The organism is Mycobacterium sp. E2462 (genome assembly GCF_001672685.1).
Lineage (GTDB): Bacteria > Actinomycetota > Actinomycetes > Mycobacteriales > Mycobacteriaceae > Mycobacterium.
The window spans coordinates 1-15,998 of record NZ_LZKC01000257.1 but is presented as its reverse complement, the minus strand read 5'-3'; the positions used below and the strand labels follow the sequence as shown (position 1 = coordinate 15,998).

Annotated in this window: 21 protein-coding genes; 14 read left to right on the top strand and 7 right to left on the bottom strand. The window is 68.0% G+C overall.

What is annotated here, in order from left to right:
- Nucleotides 1–40 precede the first annotated feature (40 nt).
- The 3 genes from A5714_RS12640 to A5714_RS12630 form a co-directional block, all read right to left on the bottom strand.
- Nucleotides 41–562: a hypothetical protein gene (locus A5714_RS12640; protein WP_068285585.1), complete on the bottom strand. Its 522-nt coding sequence runs from the start codon at nucleotides 560–562 to the stop codon at nucleotides 41–43.
- A gap of 131 nt (nucleotides 563–693) precedes the next feature.
- The gene (locus tag A5714_RS12635) at nucleotides 694–1,287 is read right to left on the bottom strand and encodes a hypothetical protein (protein WP_068285583.1); all 594 of its coding nucleotides are present in this window, start codon (nucleotides 1,285–1,287) and stop codon (nucleotides 694–696) included.
- Nucleotides 1,284–2,087: a hypothetical protein gene (locus A5714_RS12630; protein ID WP_068285581.1), complete on the bottom strand. Its 804-nt coding sequence runs from the start codon at nucleotides 2,085–2,087 to the stop codon at nucleotides 1,284–1,286. The genes A5714_RS12635 and A5714_RS12630 overlap by 4 nt, the downstream gene beginning before the upstream one ends.
- 170 nt (nucleotides 2,088–2,257) lie before the next feature.
- Here A5714_RS12630 and A5714_RS12625 point away from each other — a divergent pair, with 170 nt between their 5' ends.
- Nucleotides 2,258–2,677: a hypothetical protein gene (locus A5714_RS12625; RefSeq protein ID WP_197502733.1), complete on the top strand. Its 420-nt coding sequence runs from the start codon at nucleotides 2,258–2,260 to the stop codon at nucleotides 2,675–2,677.
- Here A5714_RS12625 and A5714_RS12620 read toward each other — a convergent pair.
- On the bottom strand, nucleotides 2,674–3,291 hold the full coding sequence (locus tag A5714_RS12620; RefSeq protein WP_068285579.1) for a TetR/AcrR family transcriptional regulator: 618 nt from the start codon (nucleotides 3,289–3,291) through the stop codon (nucleotides 2,674–2,676). The two genes, A5714_RS12625 and A5714_RS12620, sit on opposite strands and share 4 nt — an antisense overlap.
- Before the next feature lie 95 nt (nucleotides 3,292–3,386).
- On the opposite strand from A5714_RS12620, the gene A5714_RS12615 reads away from it, so the two are divergent.
- Genes A5714_RS12615 through A5714_RS12600 form a run of 4 tightly spaced genes read left to right on the top strand, consistent with a single transcriptional unit; the run spans nucleotide 3,387 to nucleotide 5,808 of the window.
- Entirely contained in the window at nucleotides 3,387–4,154 is a 768-nt protein-coding gene (locus tag A5714_RS12615) for a hypothetical protein (RefSeq protein ID WP_068285577.1), read from the top strand.
- Nucleotides 4,151–4,951, top strand: a complete 801-nt coding sequence (locus A5714_RS12610) for a hypothetical protein (RefSeq protein ID WP_068066311.1) — start codon at nucleotides 4,151–4,153, stop codon at nucleotides 4,949–4,951. Before A5714_RS12615 ends, A5714_RS12610 begins: the two co-directional genes overlap by 4 nt.
- 56 nt (nucleotides 4,952–5,007) lie before the next feature.
- The gene (locus tag A5714_RS12605) at nucleotides 5,008–5,529 is read left to right on the top strand and encodes a cytochrome c oxidase subunit 3 (protein ID WP_068285587.1); all 522 of its coding nucleotides are present in this window, start codon (nucleotides 5,008–5,010) and stop codon (nucleotides 5,527–5,529) included.
- A gap of 3 nt (nucleotides 5,530–5,532) precedes the next feature.
- On the top strand, nucleotides 5,533–5,808 hold the full coding sequence (locus A5714_RS12600; protein WP_068285574.1) for a cytochrome C oxidase subunit IV family protein: 276 nt from the start codon (nucleotides 5,533–5,535) through the stop codon (nucleotides 5,806–5,808).
- Between the two features lie 10 nt (nucleotides 5,809–5,818).
- Here A5714_RS12600 and A5714_RS12595 read toward each other — a convergent pair whose 3' ends face one another.
- The gene (locus tag A5714_RS12595) at nucleotides 5,819–7,114 is read right to left on the bottom strand and encodes a cytochrome P450 (protein ID WP_068285573.1); all 1,296 of its coding nucleotides are present in this window, start codon (nucleotides 7,112–7,114) and stop codon (nucleotides 5,819–5,821) included.
- A 214-nt stretch (nucleotides 7,115–7,328) separates the two neighbouring features.
- Here A5714_RS12595 and A5714_RS12590 point away from each other — a divergent pair, with 214 nt between their 5' ends.
- On the top strand, nucleotides 7,329–8,030 hold the full coding sequence (locus A5714_RS12590) for a TetR/AcrR family transcriptional regulator (RefSeq protein WP_068285571.1): 702 nt from the start codon (nucleotides 7,329–7,331) through the stop codon (nucleotides 8,028–8,030).
- Here A5714_RS12590 and A5714_RS12585 read toward each other — a convergent pair.
- Nucleotides 7,946–8,311, bottom strand: a complete 366-nt coding sequence (locus tag A5714_RS12585; RefSeq protein WP_082959713.1) for a hypothetical protein — start codon at nucleotides 8,309–8,311, stop codon at nucleotides 7,946–7,948. The two genes, A5714_RS12590 and A5714_RS12585, sit on opposite strands and share 85 nt — an antisense overlap.
- Nucleotides 8,312–8,680: 369 nt before the next feature.
- On the opposite strand from A5714_RS12585, the gene A5714_RS12580 reads away from it, so the two are divergent.
- The 5 genes from A5714_RS12580 (at nucleotide 8,681) to A5714_RS12560 (ending at nucleotide 12,692) form a co-directional block, all read left to right on the top strand.
- Nucleotides 8,681–9,091: a lipoprotein LpqH gene (locus tag A5714_RS12580; protein WP_231975880.1), complete on the top strand. Its 411-nt coding sequence runs from the start codon at nucleotides 8,681–8,683 to the stop codon at nucleotides 9,089–9,091.
- Between the two features lie 76 nt (nucleotides 9,092–9,167).
- Nucleotides 9,168–10,358: an amidohydrolase family protein gene (locus tag A5714_RS12575; RefSeq protein ID WP_068066325.1), complete on the top strand. Its 1,191-nt coding sequence runs from the start codon at nucleotides 9,168–9,170 to the stop codon at nucleotides 10,356–10,358.
- Between the two features lie 25 nt (nucleotides 10,359–10,383).
- Nucleotides 10,384–11,874 (top strand): FadD3 family acyl-CoA ligase, encoded by a 1,491-nt coding sequence (locus A5714_RS12570; protein WP_082959710.1) that lies wholly within the window; start codon nucleotides 10,384–10,386, stop codon nucleotides 11,872–11,874.
- Nucleotides 11,871–12,497: a fatty-acid--CoA ligase gene (locus tag A5714_RS12565; protein WP_068066332.1), complete on the top strand. Its 627-nt coding sequence runs from the start codon at nucleotides 11,871–11,873 to the stop codon at nucleotides 12,495–12,497. The genes A5714_RS12570 and A5714_RS12565 overlap by 4 nt, the downstream gene beginning before the upstream one ends.
- 9 nt (nucleotides 12,498–12,506) lie before the next feature.
- A complete protein-coding gene (locus tag A5714_RS12560) occupies nucleotides 12,507–12,692 on the top strand; it encodes a bacterioferritin-associated ferredoxin (protein ID WP_068066335.1) in 186 nt (61 codons plus the stop codon).
- A gap of 6 nt (nucleotides 12,693–12,698) precedes the next feature.
- On the opposite strand, the gene A5714_RS12555 is transcribed toward A5714_RS12560, so the two are convergent.
- Nucleotides 12,699–14,390 (bottom strand): alpha-keto acid decarboxylase family protein, encoded by a 1,692-nt coding sequence (locus A5714_RS12555; protein ID WP_068066338.1) that lies wholly within the window; start codon nucleotides 14,388–14,390, stop codon nucleotides 12,699–12,701.
- Nucleotides 14,391–14,459: 69 nt separating this feature from the next.
- On the opposite strand from A5714_RS12555, the gene A5714_RS12550 reads away from it, so the two are divergent.
- The 3 genes from A5714_RS12550 to A5714_RS12540 all read left to right on the top strand — a co-directional run bounded on the left by A5714_RS12550 (nucleotide 14,460) and on the right by A5714_RS12540 (nucleotide 15,914).
- Nucleotides 14,460–14,915, top strand: coding sequence for an SRPBCC family protein (locus tag A5714_RS12550; protein WP_068066342.1), 456 nt, complete (start codon nucleotides 14,460–14,462; stop codon nucleotides 14,913–14,915).
- Between the two features lie 97 nt (nucleotides 14,916–15,012).
- Nucleotides 15,013–15,462 (top strand): SRPBCC family protein, encoded by a 450-nt coding sequence (locus A5714_RS12545; RefSeq protein WP_082959712.1) that lies wholly within the window; start codon nucleotides 15,013–15,015, stop codon nucleotides 15,460–15,462.
- A 2-nt stretch (nucleotides 15,463–15,464) separates the two neighbouring features.
- The gene (locus tag A5714_RS12540) at nucleotides 15,465–15,914 is read left to right on the top strand and encodes an SRPBCC family protein (RefSeq protein WP_068066348.1); all 450 of its coding nucleotides are present in this window, start codon (nucleotides 15,465–15,467) and stop codon (nucleotides 15,912–15,914) included.
- The last annotated feature ends 84 nt before the right edge of the window (nucleotides 15,915–15,998 follow it).

Here is a 15,998-nt window from a genome sequence, read left to right as displayed (position 1 = left end):
CGGGTTGGCCCGCTGGGCGGCCCTCGAGAGGGCCGCTGGGTCAGGACAGCTGATCGAGGCGCAGCGGCATCGCGATGTCGAGCCACTGGTTTTGCCCGCAGGCGCCGCTCGGGCCGACCGTCTTATCCTTGCCGGCGAAGGTCGTCGACCCGAGCTGGTAGCCGCCGTTGTCGTTGACCGGGTAGAAAAAGAAGGTCTGGTGCCCGCTGAACGCGGTACCGTCCTCGCACCGTTCCCAGTTCGGCACTTCGCGTTTGACCTTCCACATCTCGCCGTCGTTCATGTACAACGGCGCGCTCCATCCCTGATCGCTGGTCACCGTCCCATGGCATTCCTGGGTGGTGTCGCACGACGAACTGATGGTCCACGTCTGGATGACCGTGGGCTCGCCGAAGTACTGGTCGTTGCGCTGGGCCCAGTCACCGATGGAGGTGGCGCGGAATTTCCCGTTGAGGGCCACGTCTTCCTTGGTGATGGCCCGGGCCGTGGCCGCCGTGCCGAGAGCGCCGAACACCGTGGCCGCCACCAGGGTTGCGGCGCTGACTGCTGTGACTGGACGCATCCGATGCTCCTCGAGGCGCGTATCCGCCAATGCCTCTGGCGCCTTGTCGCCGTCGGCTGCGGCGTTTCCGAACGATGACGTTACACCGCTTCGCCCCACCAGGACACGGTTAACGAGCAATTCCGGGGTGCTCACCCGGACGGGTCGAACTTCGCGATCAACCAGGTGCCGTTGGTCTTCGTCAGCGTGACCAACACGCTGCTTTGAGTCTTCACGGGATCCTTCTTCTGCATGCTTGCCGTCGTCTGATCGACGAAGACCAACACGGCGGCCCGGTCGGGATGCAGGTCGGCGACGGCGGCCCGAATCACGTTGGCCGTCACCGTCAATTGGCCCTCCCGCGCGGTCGGCCCGACCACGTCGGCGGTGAATTTGCCGTAATAGTTCAAGAAGTCCCCGGTGAGGCGCGACTTGGCGGCCGCGAAATCGCTGTCCAGGTGGTCATAGGAGTACGACAGCACCGCCACCGTGCCGTCCGACGCCGCCTGGATCGCCCGGCGTGCCGCCGCGTCACCGATGCGTTGGTCCGGCCGGTAGAGGCCGACGTAGAGGCCCGCGGCCACTCCCACGGCCGCGACGACAAGCGACGTGGCGAGGATCGACCGCCACCGCGCCGCGTAGCGGTGGATGCCGCGCCCGATCGCCGTCGGCCGGGACGCGCGCGCCGACTCACCGTCGTCGACCGGGTCGTCGCCGTCCGGCGCCGCGTCGTCCTCGACCGTCATTGCAGGAAATCGATCTTCGACATTTTCAGCTGACCGCCGTCGCGGTCCAAGTTGACGCTGACCCGAAACAGCGCCGGTGGCGGTTTGGCGTTGTCCGGTCCGATGGGATCGGTTTTGGCCGCCACCAACACGACTCCCGAGTCGTTGCTCAGCGACTCGACGGCGACGGCGTCCACGGTGACCTTGCTGCCGACTTTGGTGTCCTCCGCCTTCTTGACCATCAGCGTCGAGAGCACCGCCAGCTGGCTGTTGAGGTCACCCGTCGAGGCATCGAGCATGCGCTGGACGTCCCGCTTCGCGTGCTCGGGGTCGATCGACAACAGCGCGGTAACCCCTTGCCGCCCCGCCGCGGCGAACTCGGCGGCCAGCCGTTGTCTGTGCTCGGCGGCGCGATGCTGGGCCACCATGTATCCGCTGGCTGCCAGGGAGGCGACGAAGACCACGACGCCGACGGTGGCCGCGATCGTGGTGCGCCGCGGGCGCCGAAACCACCCCGGGCGTCGCAGCCACGCCGGACGCCGCGGGCGGGCCGGTCGGCGGAGCCGTCGGCCGGCGCCCCGCGACCGGGCCCACACCGACGCCCGGCGCTCGGAATCCCCGCCACCGTCGCCCGTCTCGGCGGCCTCGCGCAGCCTCGCCAGGCGTGCCCGGGCCGCGTCGACGCGCGCCTGCGCCTGCGCGACTTCGGCGTCTGGGTCCGGTTGCGAGGCAACCGCTGCCGCGTCCGCCTTCGTCGCCGGATCGGTCACGTCCGACGGGTCGGGATTGGGGTCGGCGTCGAGCCCTTCCGGATCGTGCACGGAGAAGCAGCTTATCACTGCCGACCCGGTTGGACGCCGCCGTCGAAACGCCCCCAAGTGCGCAAACGCCCATCCGACGGCCGGCGGGGCACGCGGCGCCAACGGCCGCGCGGCGCGGCCGGCGATGCGGTCGGAAGCATCCTCTTCAAGCAGGAGAATTTTCTTTTCGGATGTGGCACAGTAATTGGGTGCGATTCACCGTGGCAATGGCTGCCGCGTTGCTCGGCGCCAGTGTTGTTGCGGCACCGCCCTCCTCGGCGGGGCCGACCGTGTGCGACTACCCCGCCTGCACGCCGGGCATCATGCCCCACCAGGTGCTGGGCGCGCCGTGCGACAACACGACCTATTACGCCTTCGGTGTCACCGACGGCTACGTCTCGTTCTCCTCCGAACCCGGCCGGCTGATGATCTGCGGCTCGCCGCGCAGATACCAGCCCCGATGGTTCCGCTCGCCGCCGATGGCGGGCGTCAAGGAAGAGAACGCCAGCTGCGAGAACTACCAGAATTACGTCGCACAGGCGCCCGACGGCCTGTTCCTGATCTGCTACGCCCACGACGGCGTCCTGACCTGGATTCGCGCCGACACCTAGCCGCGTCGAGGGTCGGCCGCGGCCTCTCGGGGCAGGCCGAGCAGACGCCGGCTCAGGTCGGTAACCCGGTCGAGCAACGTCGCGTCGTCGATGTCGGCAACCAGTGGATGCATGACGGCCGTGCTCAGCGCGCCGGAGAACATCGCCGCCTCGATCCGCCCGTCGAGGCCGGCGTCGCTGAGCAGCACCCGGTACAGGCGGTCCATGAACTGTTGGAACGGTACGTGTTCGGCGAGCAGCCGCACCACCACCGGATCGAACTGCAGCGTGCGCACCAGCCGGCGATCGCGCACCGCCATCTCGACGATGCGCACCAACAGGGCATCTCGCGCCTGCGGGCCGTCACCGTAGGCCTCGGCCTCCGCGACCGCCGGCTCGAGCCGGCCGAGTTCGCGTTCGGTCACCGCGATGACGATCTGTTCTTTGGTCCGAAACTGGTGATAGACGGCGGCTTTGGTGATTCCGACGGCGTCGGCGATCATTTGCAGCGAGGTGCCGCTGACGCCGTGCTCGGCGAACAGGCCCAGCGCGGCATCGAGCACCCGCGTCCGCGCCGCGCTGTGCTCGGTCAGCCAGAATTGCGCGCCCGTGACGGGCTGCCGTGCTGCTCCCACGCAACGAGAGTAGACGACGCTATTGACCGAAGCTAGCCGATCGGCTAGCTTCGGCTGACGACCGGGTGGCGGCCTCGCAGGGGGGAAGGAATCCGATGTCCGATATCGAAGCCGACGAACACCGGTCGTTGCCAACCGGCCGGGACGGGGAGCTGATCCTGCTGTGGACGCTGCCCGTGGCGCTGGTCCTCTGGATCGCCGGCTTCGCCCTCTTCCCAGGCTTCAACCCGCCGATGTCGCCGGCGATGTCGGCCGAGCAGGTGGCGGCGTTCTACCGCGACCCCGCCCACCTTCCCCAAATCCGTTGCAGCATGATCCTGTTCAACTGGCTCGGCGCGTGCCTGATCCCGATCCTGACCCTGATCGTCCTGCAGGTCCGCCGCATGGCCCACCGCACGCCGATCTTCTCCTACGCCCTGCTCGGGTGCGTCGCCGGTGCGCCGACGTTGTTTTTGGTGGCCGACGTCTGCTGGCTCCTCGCCGCGTTCCGGCCGGAGCGCAGCCCGCAGCTGACTCAGCTGCTGAACGACTTCGGCTGGATGACCTTCACCGTCGGGGTGCCCTTTCTGATCGGGCAGGGTGTGATCCTGGCGTTGGCAATCTATTTCGACGACCAACCCCGTCCGATCTTCGGCCGGTGGGTGGCCCACGTCAACCTGGCGGTGGCCGCCGCGCTGATCCCGGCGGCGTTCGTCGGCGTGGCGCAGACCGGCCCGTTGGCCTGGGACGGTGTCCTCTCGTTCTGGGTGAAAAACGTCGCCATCGCCGTCTGGATCCTGGTGATGGGCGTGGTCCTCGGGCGCGCCGTCTACCGTGAGCGCGCCGAATCTCGTTCCGAAAGAACGGCTTTGGTGGCCAGATGAGCGGCGTTCCGGCGACGCCCGCTCCGGTCGCGGGCCCCGCGTCGCACCGCCTCGTTTGGCACCTGCGGCACAACCCCAAGCGTGAGCTGTGGTTGGCATGGTGGACCCTCGTCGTGTTCTACGGTCTGTTCTTTCCGATGTTCTTCGTGGTGGCGCAGGTCCAGCCGCCGCCGGAGCCGAGCTGGGACCTCGCGACACAGGTTCACTGGTTCGCCGAGCGGCGTCTGGGGATACCCGTGGGCTTCGGTGTGATCTTTGCGATCAGCGGCATGATCGCGGTCAACAACGCGCTCATCGCGTACTCGATGCGGCGCATGTCGGTCAGCCGCGCCTTCGCCTATTCGTATCTGATCATCTACTCGCTCAGCGCAATTCCCGGCATGCTGCTGCTCAACATCGCGTTGATCGTCGGGACGCTGCGGGCGGACCGCGATCCCGAGGTGATCGGCTGGCTCTACGATTTCGCGTTCCTGTCCTTCGACGGGACCATGGGCGTGTTCCTGATCGGCTCGCTGATCTGGATGGTCGCGATCCTGATCGACCGCAACCGCGTGTTCGGCAAATGGTTCGGCTACCTCAACCTGTGCAACGCGCTCACCGAGGTGGTGGTGGCGCCCTGCTGGATCTTCCGGCGCGGCGTGTTGGCTTGGGACGGCGAAATCGCCTGGTGGCTCGACATGGTCGTCTTCGGCGTCTACCAGATCTCCTTCATCGTGCTGCTGTACCGGATGATCCGACGCGAGGACTTCGGCGCCGGTGTCCTGCCGGCGTTGCCGCGCCGGAAGGCGGCCGCGTGACGGCCGACCTCGCCGAGAAGGCCACCGCGGCGCGCGCCGTGCCGGGCCAGCCGGACATGTGGGCTTTCGTCCTGTTCGAAACCCTGGTCTTCACAGGGTATTTCGGCTTCTACCTGTTCGCGCGCGGCCGTAGCCCGGAACTGTTCCTGCACGCGCAGGAGCGGCTCGACCTGCGCGTCGGGGTCGTCAACACGTTGGTCCTGCTGCTGAGTTCGTGGGCGGCGGCGCGGTGCGTCCGGTCGGCGCGCGCCGGCGCCTACCGCGCGGCCCTGCGCGAGGTGTTGGGCACCGCGGCGTTCGCCGTGGTGTTCTTGGCGGTCAAGGTTGTCGAGTGGGCGCGGCTGATCCGGGCCGGAAACGGCGTGGCCGGCAACGACTTCTTCATGTACTACTTCTTCCTCACCGGCATTCACTTCGTGCACCTGCTGATCGGCCTGGTGGTGCTGGGCGTCCTCGGTTACCGGCTCGTCAGTCCGGCGCGCCGCGAGCAGGAGTTGATCGAGACCGGCGCCACCTATTGGCACACCGTCGATTTCCTGTGGGTGCTGATCTTCGCGCTGTTGTACGCGGTGCGGTGAGCGGTGCGGCGCAACGGGAGGCTGCTGGTCGTCTGGGTAATCCTGGCCGCACTGACGGGCAGTTACCTGGCGATCGACCACTCCCGCGGCGGCGTGCCCAGCGCGGTGCTCACCTCGACCGTCGTGCTGATCGCACTGGTCAAGGTACGCATCATCTTTCGCGAATTCATGGAGGTGCGGCACGCGCCTGTGCTGCTGTGCCGATTGACCGACGCCTGGGTGGTGCTGATGGCCGTTGCGATGCTGGGGTGTTATTTCGCCGGGGCGCACCTGCGCTGACGCGGCGGGGTCAGCCCACCGCCGCGACCGCGTCCGCCGTCGTGAACGACAGATGCAGTTCGCTCAGCCCGCGCAAGATGTAGGTCGGCTCGTAGGTGTAGCGACGCTCGGTGGCCGGCCCGTGATGGGCCTCGTCGATCTCGATGTGCGGCATCCGGTCCAGGATGCGCTCGATGGAGACGCGGCCCTCGACCCGGGCCAGCGGGCCGCCGGGACACGAGTGCACGCCCCGGGCGAACGCCATGTGCTCGCGAACGTTCTTGCGGCGCAGGTCGAATTCGTGCGGGTTCTCGAACCGGCGCGGGTCGCGGTTGGCCGCGCCGGGCAACACCATGACCACCGTGCCGGCGGGCAGGTCGACCCCCCCGATGCTGGTGTCCTTGACGACGAGCCGGGAGTCGCTTTTGACCGGGCTTTCCATTCGCAACGATTCCTCGATGAATCCCGGAATCAGGCTGCGGTCCTCGCGCAGCTGCTGCTGCACGTCCGGGCGATCGCCGAGCGCCTGCAACGCGGCGGACAGCAGCTTGGCCGTCGTCTCCTGGCCGGCGGCGAACAGGAACGTGGCCGAACGGACCACCTCGATCACCTCCGGCGTCGACCCGTCCGGATACTTCGCCTCCGCGAGGAAGGTCAGCACGTCGCCGCGTGGCGCGCGGCGACGGTCCTCGATGTAGTTGCAGAACTTCTCGTCGAGCCACTCCAGCGGGTTGATCCCGACCGACTCGTGGTCCAGCGCGCCGACCCGCGCCTCCGGACGGTCGGCACCGAGCACGACGCGGAATTCCTTATGGTCGTCCTCCGGGACGCCGAGCAGGTCGGCGATCACCAACGTGGCGAAGGGCTTGGAGTATTCGGCGATGAACTCGCACTCGCCGTTGTGCAGGAACTCGTCGAGCTGGCGGTCGGCGAGGCGCCACATGAACTCCTCGTTCTGCTTCAACCGGCTCGGGGTGAGCAGCTTGGCCAGCACCGAACGGGCCTTGGTGTGATCCGGCGGGTCCATGGTCACCATGTGCTCGTTCATCGGGAAGTAGCTGCGGTGCTCGCTGATCAGTGCGCTGATGTCGCCGCCTTCGGGCGTGAACGGCAGCGGCGGGAACGGGCCACCGAGCGCGACGATGTTGGAGAACGTGGTCGGGTCCTTGTAGACCTCGGTGGCCTCGGCGTAGCCGGTGATCGCGACGACCCCGTGATGCGGCAGGCGCAGCACCGGGTTCTGGCTGCGCAGGTAGTCGAAATACGGGTGCGGATCGGGGACCAGCGAGGGATCGGTGAAGAAGTCGATCGAGTCGAAGTCGGTCATCGGTGTCACATCTCCCTGGGCTGGTCGGACCGGCTGCGTTCGGCGGCAGGGCACGGGCCATCCGACTGTGAAATCTGCACTGTGCTGAGCACCTGCTTAGCATGGCGGTATGGTCAGGTCAAGATCACCACGGCGCGGCGAGGCGTCCTTCGCTACGATCTGGCATCGTCGGTAGAGCAACGCCGAGGAGGCGTTCGGAGTACGGAGCTAACCCATGACGACGGCCCGCAGGCTCGGAGCGCCCGACGCCAAGAATCGCGTCCTGCTGCTCGATGCGGCCGAGCAGTTGATGGTCGAGGAAGGCTATGCGGCGGTCACGTCGCGCCGCCTGGCGAACAAGGCCGGGTTGAAGCCGCAGTTGGTGCACTACTACTTCCGGACCATGGAAGAGCTGTTCCTGGAAGTCTTTCGGCGCCGCGCGGAAGAAGCGCTGGAGGTGCACGCGAAGCTGCTGCAGTCGCCCCAGCCGCTGTGGGCGGTATGGCGGTTCGGCACCGATCCGGCGTTCACCCGGATCTCCATGGAATTCATGGCGCTGGCCAACCACCGCAAAGAGATGCGCGCCGAAATCGCTTACTACGCCGAGCGATTCCGTGAGGAGCAGCGCCAAGCCGTCACGGCCGCTCTGCAACGCTACGAGGCGGACAGCGGCGGCATCCCCCCGGTGGTGTGGACCGTGCTGATGACCAGCCTGTCGCGATTCTTGGTGCTCGAGCAGGCCGTCGGGATCTCCGCCGGGCACGCCGAGACCATGGAACTCATCGAGAGGCACCTGCGCCGGCTCGAGGGCGAGCCGCAGCCGTTCGCCGGTGTCCCCGACACCTGGCTGGTTCACCAGTTCCGCAGCGAGCAGAGCGCTCCCTTGGGCCCGCCCTTGGACACGACGACCACCCCGTCGACCGCCAGCACGCAGTGAATGCCCGGCGTGCCGGGCTCGGTGCCCGTGCTCGCCACGACCATCGCGTAGTCGTCGGGGTCCGACATGTCCAGGTCGAAGGTCCAGGACTTGCCCGGGCCGAGGTCGACGTCGACGTGGGGTGTGAACGAATACGGGTTGTGGCTGTAGTCGGAGAACTTGTCCGGCTGGTGGTCCAGGTAGTAGATGTCGGTGTAGATCGGATTCTCCGCGGTGACCGCGTATTTCACGTGATGCATGACGACCGGTTCGGCGTGGGCCCGGCCGCCCCCCGCGAGCAGCCCGGCCGCCGCCGTCAGCAGCGCCACCGCCGTCGCCGAGCCCGCGCTCGGCCGCCTGTACACACCTGTCATGTCACTCCTTCGGCTGCCGGGGTGCGGTTCACTCGCCCTGCGGTCCGCCGTGTGCAGTACACAGTCGTGCCCAGGATGGTAACGCCCGCGCGGGCCCGATTTGGCCGAATGAGCGCTTTTCCGACGGCGCGCGACGGCGCGGCGGGTGATGGCCGGCGTGCGCCGAATCGGATCTGCAGCATGCGATTTCGCTCCCCAAAAGGCGATTCGTCGGGTGGCGACAACTGCCGATATTGGCATTCTCTTTTCGGGAGAATAGCATCGTCGGCAAGGCCGCAACGTCGTGGGAGGTCGCCGGTGCGCAGGGGAATCGCGGTGGCGATCGGTGTCGCGCTGGTGGCGGCCTGCACGTCGCGGCCGGCAACCCAGTTGTCGAGCACGGCCTCGGTGGCCGTCGACGGCAACGCGACGAACTTCCACGTCGTCAAGTGCAGCCAGCTCGACTGGCGACGCACCATCGACATCGGCAGCACCTTCGCGGGCGCCAAGGTCGTCGTCGACGAGCAGGGCGAACCGGCCAGCGCCGAATCGGTGCACATCGACAACCTCAACGGCTTCACGGGCAGGTACGCGCGCGGCGGCGACGGCAAGGCCGACCTGAGCATCTCCGGGGACAAGATCAGCATCACCGGCACCGCCAACGGCTACCGCACGGACAAACCGGGGGACCCGGTCTCCGCCACCTTCAAGATCACCGCGACGTGCTGAGGGCCGCTTTCGCGGGGCCCGTTGCGGTCTGCTACCTGTAGAGAATACAATTCTCAAAATTGCGAAGGAGGATTTCATGGGGCAGCTGTCGCACCGGGAGGACGTGCCGTTTCCGATCTTTGATGCGGACAACCATCTCTACGAGCCGCCGGAGGCGCTGACCAAATTCCTGCCCAAGGAGTACAAGGACTTCGTTCAGTACGTGCAGGTCAACGGCCGGACGAAGATCGCGATCCGCGGTCAGATCAGCAATTACATCCCCAATCCGACTTTCGAGGTCGTGGCCCGTCCGGGCGCGTGGGAGGAGTACTTCAAGTACGGCAACCCGGACGGCAAGAGCAAGCGCGAGCTGTTCGGCGAGCCGATGCGCGCGATCCCGGCATTCTTCGAGCCCGCCCCGCGCCTGGAGAAGATGAACGAGCTCGGCCTGGACCGCACCTTGATGTTTCCGACGCTGGCCAGCCTGATCGAGGAGCGGCTGCGCGACGACCCGCTGGCCATCCACGTCCTGGTCCACGCGCTGAACGAGTGGCTCGACGAGGTCTGGGGCTTCAACTACCAGAACCGGATCTTCACCACGCCCGTGATCACGCTGCCGATCGTCGAGAAGGCGATCGAGGAGCTGGAGTGGGCGGTCAAGCGCGGCGCGCGCGCCATCCTGGTCCGTCCCGCGCCCGTGCCCGGCTACCGCGGCCCTCGGTCGTTCGCGCTGCCCGAGTTCGACCCCTTCTGGGAGCGGGTCGTCGAGCACGACGTGCTCGTCGGCATGCACTCCTCCGACAGCGGCTACTCCCGGTACACCTCGGAATGGGACGGCGCCGACCAGGAGATGCTGCCGTTCCAGACCAACGCGATGGGCATCCTCAACGAGTGGCGGCCGATCCAGGACTCGGTGGGCTCGTGGGTCATTCACGGCGCGCTCTACCGCCACCCCAAGCTAAAGGTCGCGATCGTCGAGGCGGGCTCGAAGTGGATGACCCCGTTGCTCGACGGCCTGGCCGAGGTGTTCCGCAAGGCCCCGGAGGCCTTCCCCAGCGACCCCGTGGAGATGGTGAAGAACCGGATCTATGTCAGCCCGTTCTTCGAGGACGGCATCGACGACCTGGTCAACCTCGTCGGTGTGGACCAGGTCCTGTACGGCTCGGACTGGCCGCACCCGGAGGGGCTCGCGGAGCCGACGTTCTACGTCAACGCGCTGGCGCACCTGTCCGTCGACGACCAGGCAAAGATCATGGGCGGCAACCTCGGTCGACTCGTCACGGTGTGACGCGCGGTCGGCCCCGACGGCGACGATGCAGGACGTGAAGCGTCCTGAGGTGGGGGCGCCGCCCGCGGGTGGGGCAGGGTCTGCCGACCGACGCTGGCAGACCATCCCCGAGATGGTGCTGAGCGCGGCGGATCGGTTCGGCGACGCCGAAGCGGTCGTCGACGGTCCGCTGCGCCTCAGCTTCACCGAGCTCATCGATCGAATACGTTGCGCGGCAGGCGCGTTCGCGGACCTAGGCGTCGCCAAGGGTGATCGGGTGGCCATCTGGGCACCCAACTCCGCGGAATGGATCATCGCGGCCTTCGGCCTGCTCACCGCCGGTGGCGTGCTGGTGCCGGTCAACACCCGGTTCAAAACCGAGGAGGCGGGCGACATCATCGCCCGCAGTTCGGTCAAGGCCGTCCTGGCGCAGCAGGGCTTCCTGGACCAGGATTACACCGTGCCCGCAGGGATCCCGGTTATCGACCTCACGTCGGACTTCCTGTCCAGCGGCTCGCCGTTCGTGCGCCCGGTGAGCGGCGACGACGTCGCGGACATCATCTTCACCTCCGGCACGACCGGCCGCCCGAAGGGCGCGATGATGAACCACGGCCAAACCCTGCGGATGTACCAGGAGTGGGCGACGCTCGCCGACCTGCGCCAAGGCGACCGCTATCTGCAGATCAACCCCTACTTCCACACCTTCGGATTGAAGGCGGGGCTGGTCGCGTCGTTCCTGCGCGGTGCGACGATGTTGCCGGTCGCGGTCTTCGACATCGACACGGTGGTGGATCTCATTGCGCGCGAACGCATCACGATGTTGCCCGGGCCGCCGACGCTGTACCACTCGCTGCTGACCGTCGCCGACACGTCGAAGCTGTCCACGCTGCGGGCGGGTGTCACCGGCGCGGCGGACATCCCCGTGGAACTGGTCCGCCGCATCCACGACGAATTGCCGTTCGAGACCTTGATGACCGGATACGGGTTGACCGAGGCCGGAAACGTCACGTTGTCGCGCCCCGGCGACTCCTTCGAGGACGTCGCGTCCACCGCGGGCGTGCCGTGCGAGGGCGTCGACGTGCGTCTCGCCGACGACGGCGAGGTCTTGGTCCGCGGCTACGGGGTGATGCAGGGCTACCTCGACGATCCCGCGGCCACCGCCGCGGCCATCAACACCGACGGGTGGTTGCACACCGGAGATTTGGGCGCCTTCACCGAGACCGGGCGCCTGCGCATCGTCGGGCGCAAGAAGGACATGTTCATCGTCGGGGGCTTCAACGCCTACCCGGCCGAGATCGAGGGGTTCCTGCTCCAGCACCCCGCGGTGGCCCAAGCCGCCGTGATCGGGGTGCCCGACGAGCGCCTCGGGCAGGTGGGCAAGGCCTTCGTCGTCACGAAGACCGACGTGGCCGCCGGCGACCTGGTCGCCTGGTGCCGCGAGCGGATGGCGGGGTTCAAGGTGCCCAGGTCCGTGCAGTTCCTCGACGCGCTGCCGCTCAACGCCACGGGCAAAGTGATGAAAGACCAATTGCGGTGAGCGACGGCGACATTCACTCGATGGTGATCGCATCCGACTATCGGGTGCCCGACCCGAGCAAGGTGTGGCCGCTGCTCGAGCGGCGCAAGTCCGCGCTCGCCGACATCGGCGCACACCACGTGCTGGTCTACACCTCGACCCACGACTACGGCCGGGTCCTGGTGATGATCGGGGTGCACAGTCGCGAGCCGATCGTCGAGCTGCTGCGGTCGCGGGTGTTCTTCGACTGGTTCGACTCCGCGGGCGTCGAGGACATACCCGCCGTCTTCGCCGGCGAGATCGTCGACCGCTTCGTCGAGGCGCCGGTGAGCACCCCCGCCGCGCCCGGCGTCGTCGTCGCGGCCATCGCCTCCGTGCACGACGTGTCCCTGCTTACGGCGCGAATGGGTTCGGCCATGGACAGATTCGCCGCGGCCGGCATCCGCAAGACGTGGGTGTTCCAGGCCTTCGATGACGAGCACGAGGTGCTCATCATGTCGGAGCTGCCCGACGAGGAGCGGGCGCGACAGTGGGTCGACCATCCCGACGCCGCGGCCGAATGGATGTCGGGGGCCGGCGTGGGCGCCTACCCGCCGATCTTTGTCGGCCGGTTCTTCGACATGATGCGCATCGACGGCCGGTGAGCGACCGCGATGTTCGTGTGCCTGTGTAACGGAGTCACCAGTCATACGGTCAGCGAGGCCGTGGCGGCCGGCGCGACCACCACGAAGGAAGTCGCCCAGGCCTGCGGGGCGGGCGCCGACTGCGGGCGTTGCCGGCGCACGGTCGCGGCGATGCTGCGCTCGTCGACCCCGGACCGAACCGCAAACCCGGCCTAGCGGCGCTCAGCGCGCGCCCTCCGGCGACATCGGCCCGACCAACTGGGCGAGCAACCGCGGAACCTCGAGGCGGGGCAACACCACCTCGATGAACACCATGCGGTCCTGGTGGGTCGCGGCCGCGGTCAGCGCCTGGTCGAGCTCGCCATACGTCTGCGCGCGAAACACCAAATGGTTGGCCACCCCCAGCGCCCGCGGAATGTCCGTCCACTGCCAGCCGACGATGTCGTTGTAGGGCGCCGCCTCCCCGTGGATCGCCCGCTCCACGGTGTAGCCGTCGTTGTTGACTACCACGATGACCGGGGACAGGCCCTCGCGCGAGAAGGTGCCCAGCTCTTGCACGGTCAGCTGCGCGGCCCCGTCGCCGATCAGCAACACCGTCCTGCGCTCGGGGTGGGCGACGGCGGCGCCCACCGCCGCGGGCAGCGTGTAACCGATTGAGCCCCAAAGAGGTTGGCCGATGAAGGTGACACCGTGGGGCAGCCGGTGATCGGCCATTCCGTAGAACGACGTGCCCTGGTCGGCCAGGACCACGTTGCCCGGGGTGAGCGCGACGCACAGGCGGTCCCACAGCAGCTGCTGGGTGAGCGGCTGATCGCTCGCCGGCGGGGGCGGCAGGGGCGCGGCGGGGGGCGCCGCCACCGGCGGGGACGTGACGCCGCGGCCGACGAGGATGGTGGCCAGCGCCTCCAGGGCCGCGCCCATCTCCAGCGGGGCGAAGACCGCACCGCCGACGCTGCTCTGGTACTGCCCGATGTCGATGGTGCGCGCGGGGTCGATGCGCTGGCTGAAAAAGCCGCTGACCATGTCGGTGAACACCACGCCCGCCGTCACGAGCACCGGCGCGTCCTCTATGGCCGCCCGCACCCATTCGGCGCTCGCCGCCCCCGCGTAGATGCCCAGGAAATTGGGGGAGCTCTCGTCGAGCAGGCTCTTCCCCCACATCAGCGTCGCGTGCGGCACCACGTCGGCCGCCAGCAGCGCTTCGAGTTCCTTGACCGCCTGCAACCGGTGCACCAGCAGGTCGGCCAGCACGGTCACGCGGTGCGCGCCGATCAGCTGGGTGGCCGCCTCGACGAACAGCGACAGCGCGCGGGGGCTGGTGCCGCCGGAGTAGCTGGGCAACGGCTCCGACGGCGGCTCGGTGGGGAACCGGGCCACGTCGGTGGACAGCAGCAGGTATCCGGGGCGCTTCTGCTCGCGCACCTCCGAGAGCACCCGGTCGATCTCCCGGCACGCCGTCGCCGGCATCAGATTTGCTTGCGCGCAGGTGATTTCGCGGCTCACCCGGAAGAAGTGCTCGAAGTCACCGTCACCCAGCGAGTGGTGCAGTGCCCGCCTGGTGCCCTGCGCGTCCTTGGAGGGGCCGCCAACGATGTGGACGACGGGCACGTGCTCGGCGTAGCTGCCGGCGATGGCGTTCGCCGCGGACAGCTCGCCGACGCCGAAAGTGGTTACCACGGCGGCCAATCCGCGCAACCGCCCGTACCCGTCGGCCGCGTACCCGGCGTTGAGCTCGTTGGCGCTGCCCACCCACCGGATGCTCGGGTGGGCGACGATGTGGTCCAGGAAGGCCAGGTTGTAGTCGCCGGGGACGCCGAAGATCTCCGAGACGCCCAGCTCGGCGAGGCGGTCCAGGAGGTAGTCGCCGACGGTGTAGAAGGATTCTTCGGAGTCGTCGATGCGCAGGGAAGTCACGGTGACGACGGTACGCCCGCTCGGCCCAAATCACCCCCCGGTGGCAGCCGGTTGGCCTATCGTGCGGCCATGGCAATCAACGAAACCCGGGAAATAGTCGTCGAGGCGACGCCCGAGGAAATTCTGGACGTCATCGCCGATCTGGAGTCGATGACCGAGTGGTCCGACCCCCATCAAAGCGTGGAAGTTCTCGAGCGGCACGCCGACGGCCGGCCCGCCACGGTGAAGATGAGGGTCAAGGCGGCCGGGATCACCGACGAACAGGTGATCGCCTACACCTGGGCAAAGAACAAGGTGAGCTGGACGCTGATCAGCTCGGGCCAGCAGCGGTCGCAGGACGCGTCGTACACGCTGACCCCCCACTCCGACCAGACTGCCGACAAGACCAAGGTCACGTTCGAGATCAGCGTCGACCCGATGGTGCCGCTGCCCGGGTTCGTCCTCAAGCGCGCGATCAAGGGCACCATCGACGCCGGCACCAAGGGGCTGCGCGACCGGGTGCTGCAGGTGAAGAAGGTCCGCTAGCCGCCGGGCGCGCGGCGCATCGCCCGAAACATGGCGCGGTAGAACGGCTTTGAAGGATTCGGTCCGCCCTCGCCGCGATGTTGCTAGGTTCATGGCAGTGGCCGTAAAAGCATCACGAGAGTTCATCGTCGACGCGCCGCCGGAAAAGGTCATGGGCGCGCTCGCCGACGTCGGTGTGCTTGCGTCGTGGTCGCCGCTGCACAAGCACATGGAGATCATCGACCGCTATCCCGACGGCCGGCCGCACCACGTCAGGGCGAAGGTGAAGATCCTGGGGCTCGTCGACAAGGAAATCCTGGAATACCACTGGGGCCCGGACTGGATGGTGTGGGACGCCAAGGGAACGTCGCAGCAGCATGGCCAGCACGTCGAATACACGATCAAACCCGAGGGACTCGACAAGAGCCGCGTGCGGTTCGACCTCACCGTCGAGCCGGGCCGCCCCGTGCCGGCGTTCGTCGTCCGGCGCGCCAGCGAGCACATCATGGACGCCGCGGTGCGGGGGCTGACGAACCTGGTCGCCCGCGGCGGCGACGCGGGGGCGTGACGGTGGCCATCCAAGCGTCGTCGGAGATCGTCATCGACGCGCCCCCGGACGTCATCATCGAGGCGCTGGCCGACATGGACGCGGTGCCGACGTGGTCAGCGGTGCACAAGCGGGTCGAGGTCGTCGACAAGCATCCCGACGGCCGCCCGCACCACGTCAGGGTCTCCATTGCGGTGACGGGCATCCACGACACCGAGTTGCTGGAGTACCACTGGGGCCCGGACTGGATGGTGTGGGACGCGCGCCGCACCGCGCAGCAGCACGGCCAGCACGGCGAGTACAACCTGAACCCGGTCGGCGACGGGCGGACCCGCGTGCGGTTCACCATCACGGTCGAGCCGGCGGCGCCGCTGCCCGAGTTCTGGGTCAGCCGGGCCCGCAAGAAGATCCTGCGCGCCGCGCTCGACGGGCTGCGCCAGCGGGTGATGCAGGGCTACGGCCCGGCTAGCTGACCGCCCCGTCGCGCAGCCCGCCCAGCCGGCTGATCGCCTCGTCCAACACCTCCTGGCGTTTGCAGAACGCGAAGCGCACCAAGT

What these genes read in the sequence shown, in the direction of transcription:
- A5714_RS12595 (WP_068285573.1), bottom strand. Translation starts at nt 7,114, where the DNA reads ATGACCGACTTCGACTCGATCGACTTCTTCACCGATCCCTCGCTGGTC.
- A5714_RS12610 (WP_068066311.1), top strand. Translation starts at nt 4,151, where the DNA reads ATGAGCGGCGTTCCGGCGACGCCCGCTCCGGTCGCGGGCCCCGCGTCG.
- A5714_RS12590 (WP_068285571.1), top strand. Translation starts at nt 7,329, where the DNA reads ATGACGACGGCCCGCAGGCTCGGAGCGCCCGACGCCAAGAATCGCGTC.
- A5714_RS12635 (WP_068285583.1), bottom strand. Translation starts at nt 1,287, where the DNA reads ATGACGGTCGAGGACGACGCGGCGCCGGACGGCGACGACCCGGTCGAC.
- A5714_RS12560 (WP_068066335.1), top strand. Translation starts at nt 12,507, where the DNA reads ATGTTCGTGTGCCTGTGTAACGGAGTCACCAGTCATACGGTCAGCGAG.
- A5714_RS12550 (WP_068066342.1), top strand. Translation starts at nt 14,460, where the DNA reads ATGGCAATCAACGAAACCCGGGAAATAGTCGTCGAGGCGACGCCCGAG.
- A5714_RS12575 (WP_068066325.1), top strand. Translation starts at nt 9,168, where the DNA reads ATGGGGCAGCTGTCGCACCGGGAGGACGTGCCGTTTCCGATCTTTGAT.
- A5714_RS12605 (WP_068285587.1), top strand. Translation starts at nt 5,008, where the DNA reads ATGTGGGCTTTCGTCCTGTTCGAAACCCTGGTCTTCACAGGGTATTTC.
- A5714_RS12615 (WP_068285577.1), top strand. Translation starts at nt 3,387, where the DNA reads ATGTCCGATATCGAAGCCGACGAACACCGGTCGTTGCCAACCGGCCGG.
- A5714_RS12570 (WP_082959710.1), top strand. Translation starts at nt 10,384, where the DNA reads ATGCAGGACGTGAAGCGTCCTGAGGTGGGGGCGCCGCCCGCGGGTGGG.
- A5714_RS12625 (WP_197502733.1), top strand. Translation starts at nt 2,258, where the DNA reads ATGTGGCACAGTAATTGGGTGCGATTCACCGTGGCAATGGCTGCCGCG.
- A5714_RS12640 (WP_068285585.1), bottom strand. Translation starts at nt 562, where the DNA reads ATGCGTCCAGTCACAGCAGTCAGCGCCGCAACCCTGGTGGCGGCCACG.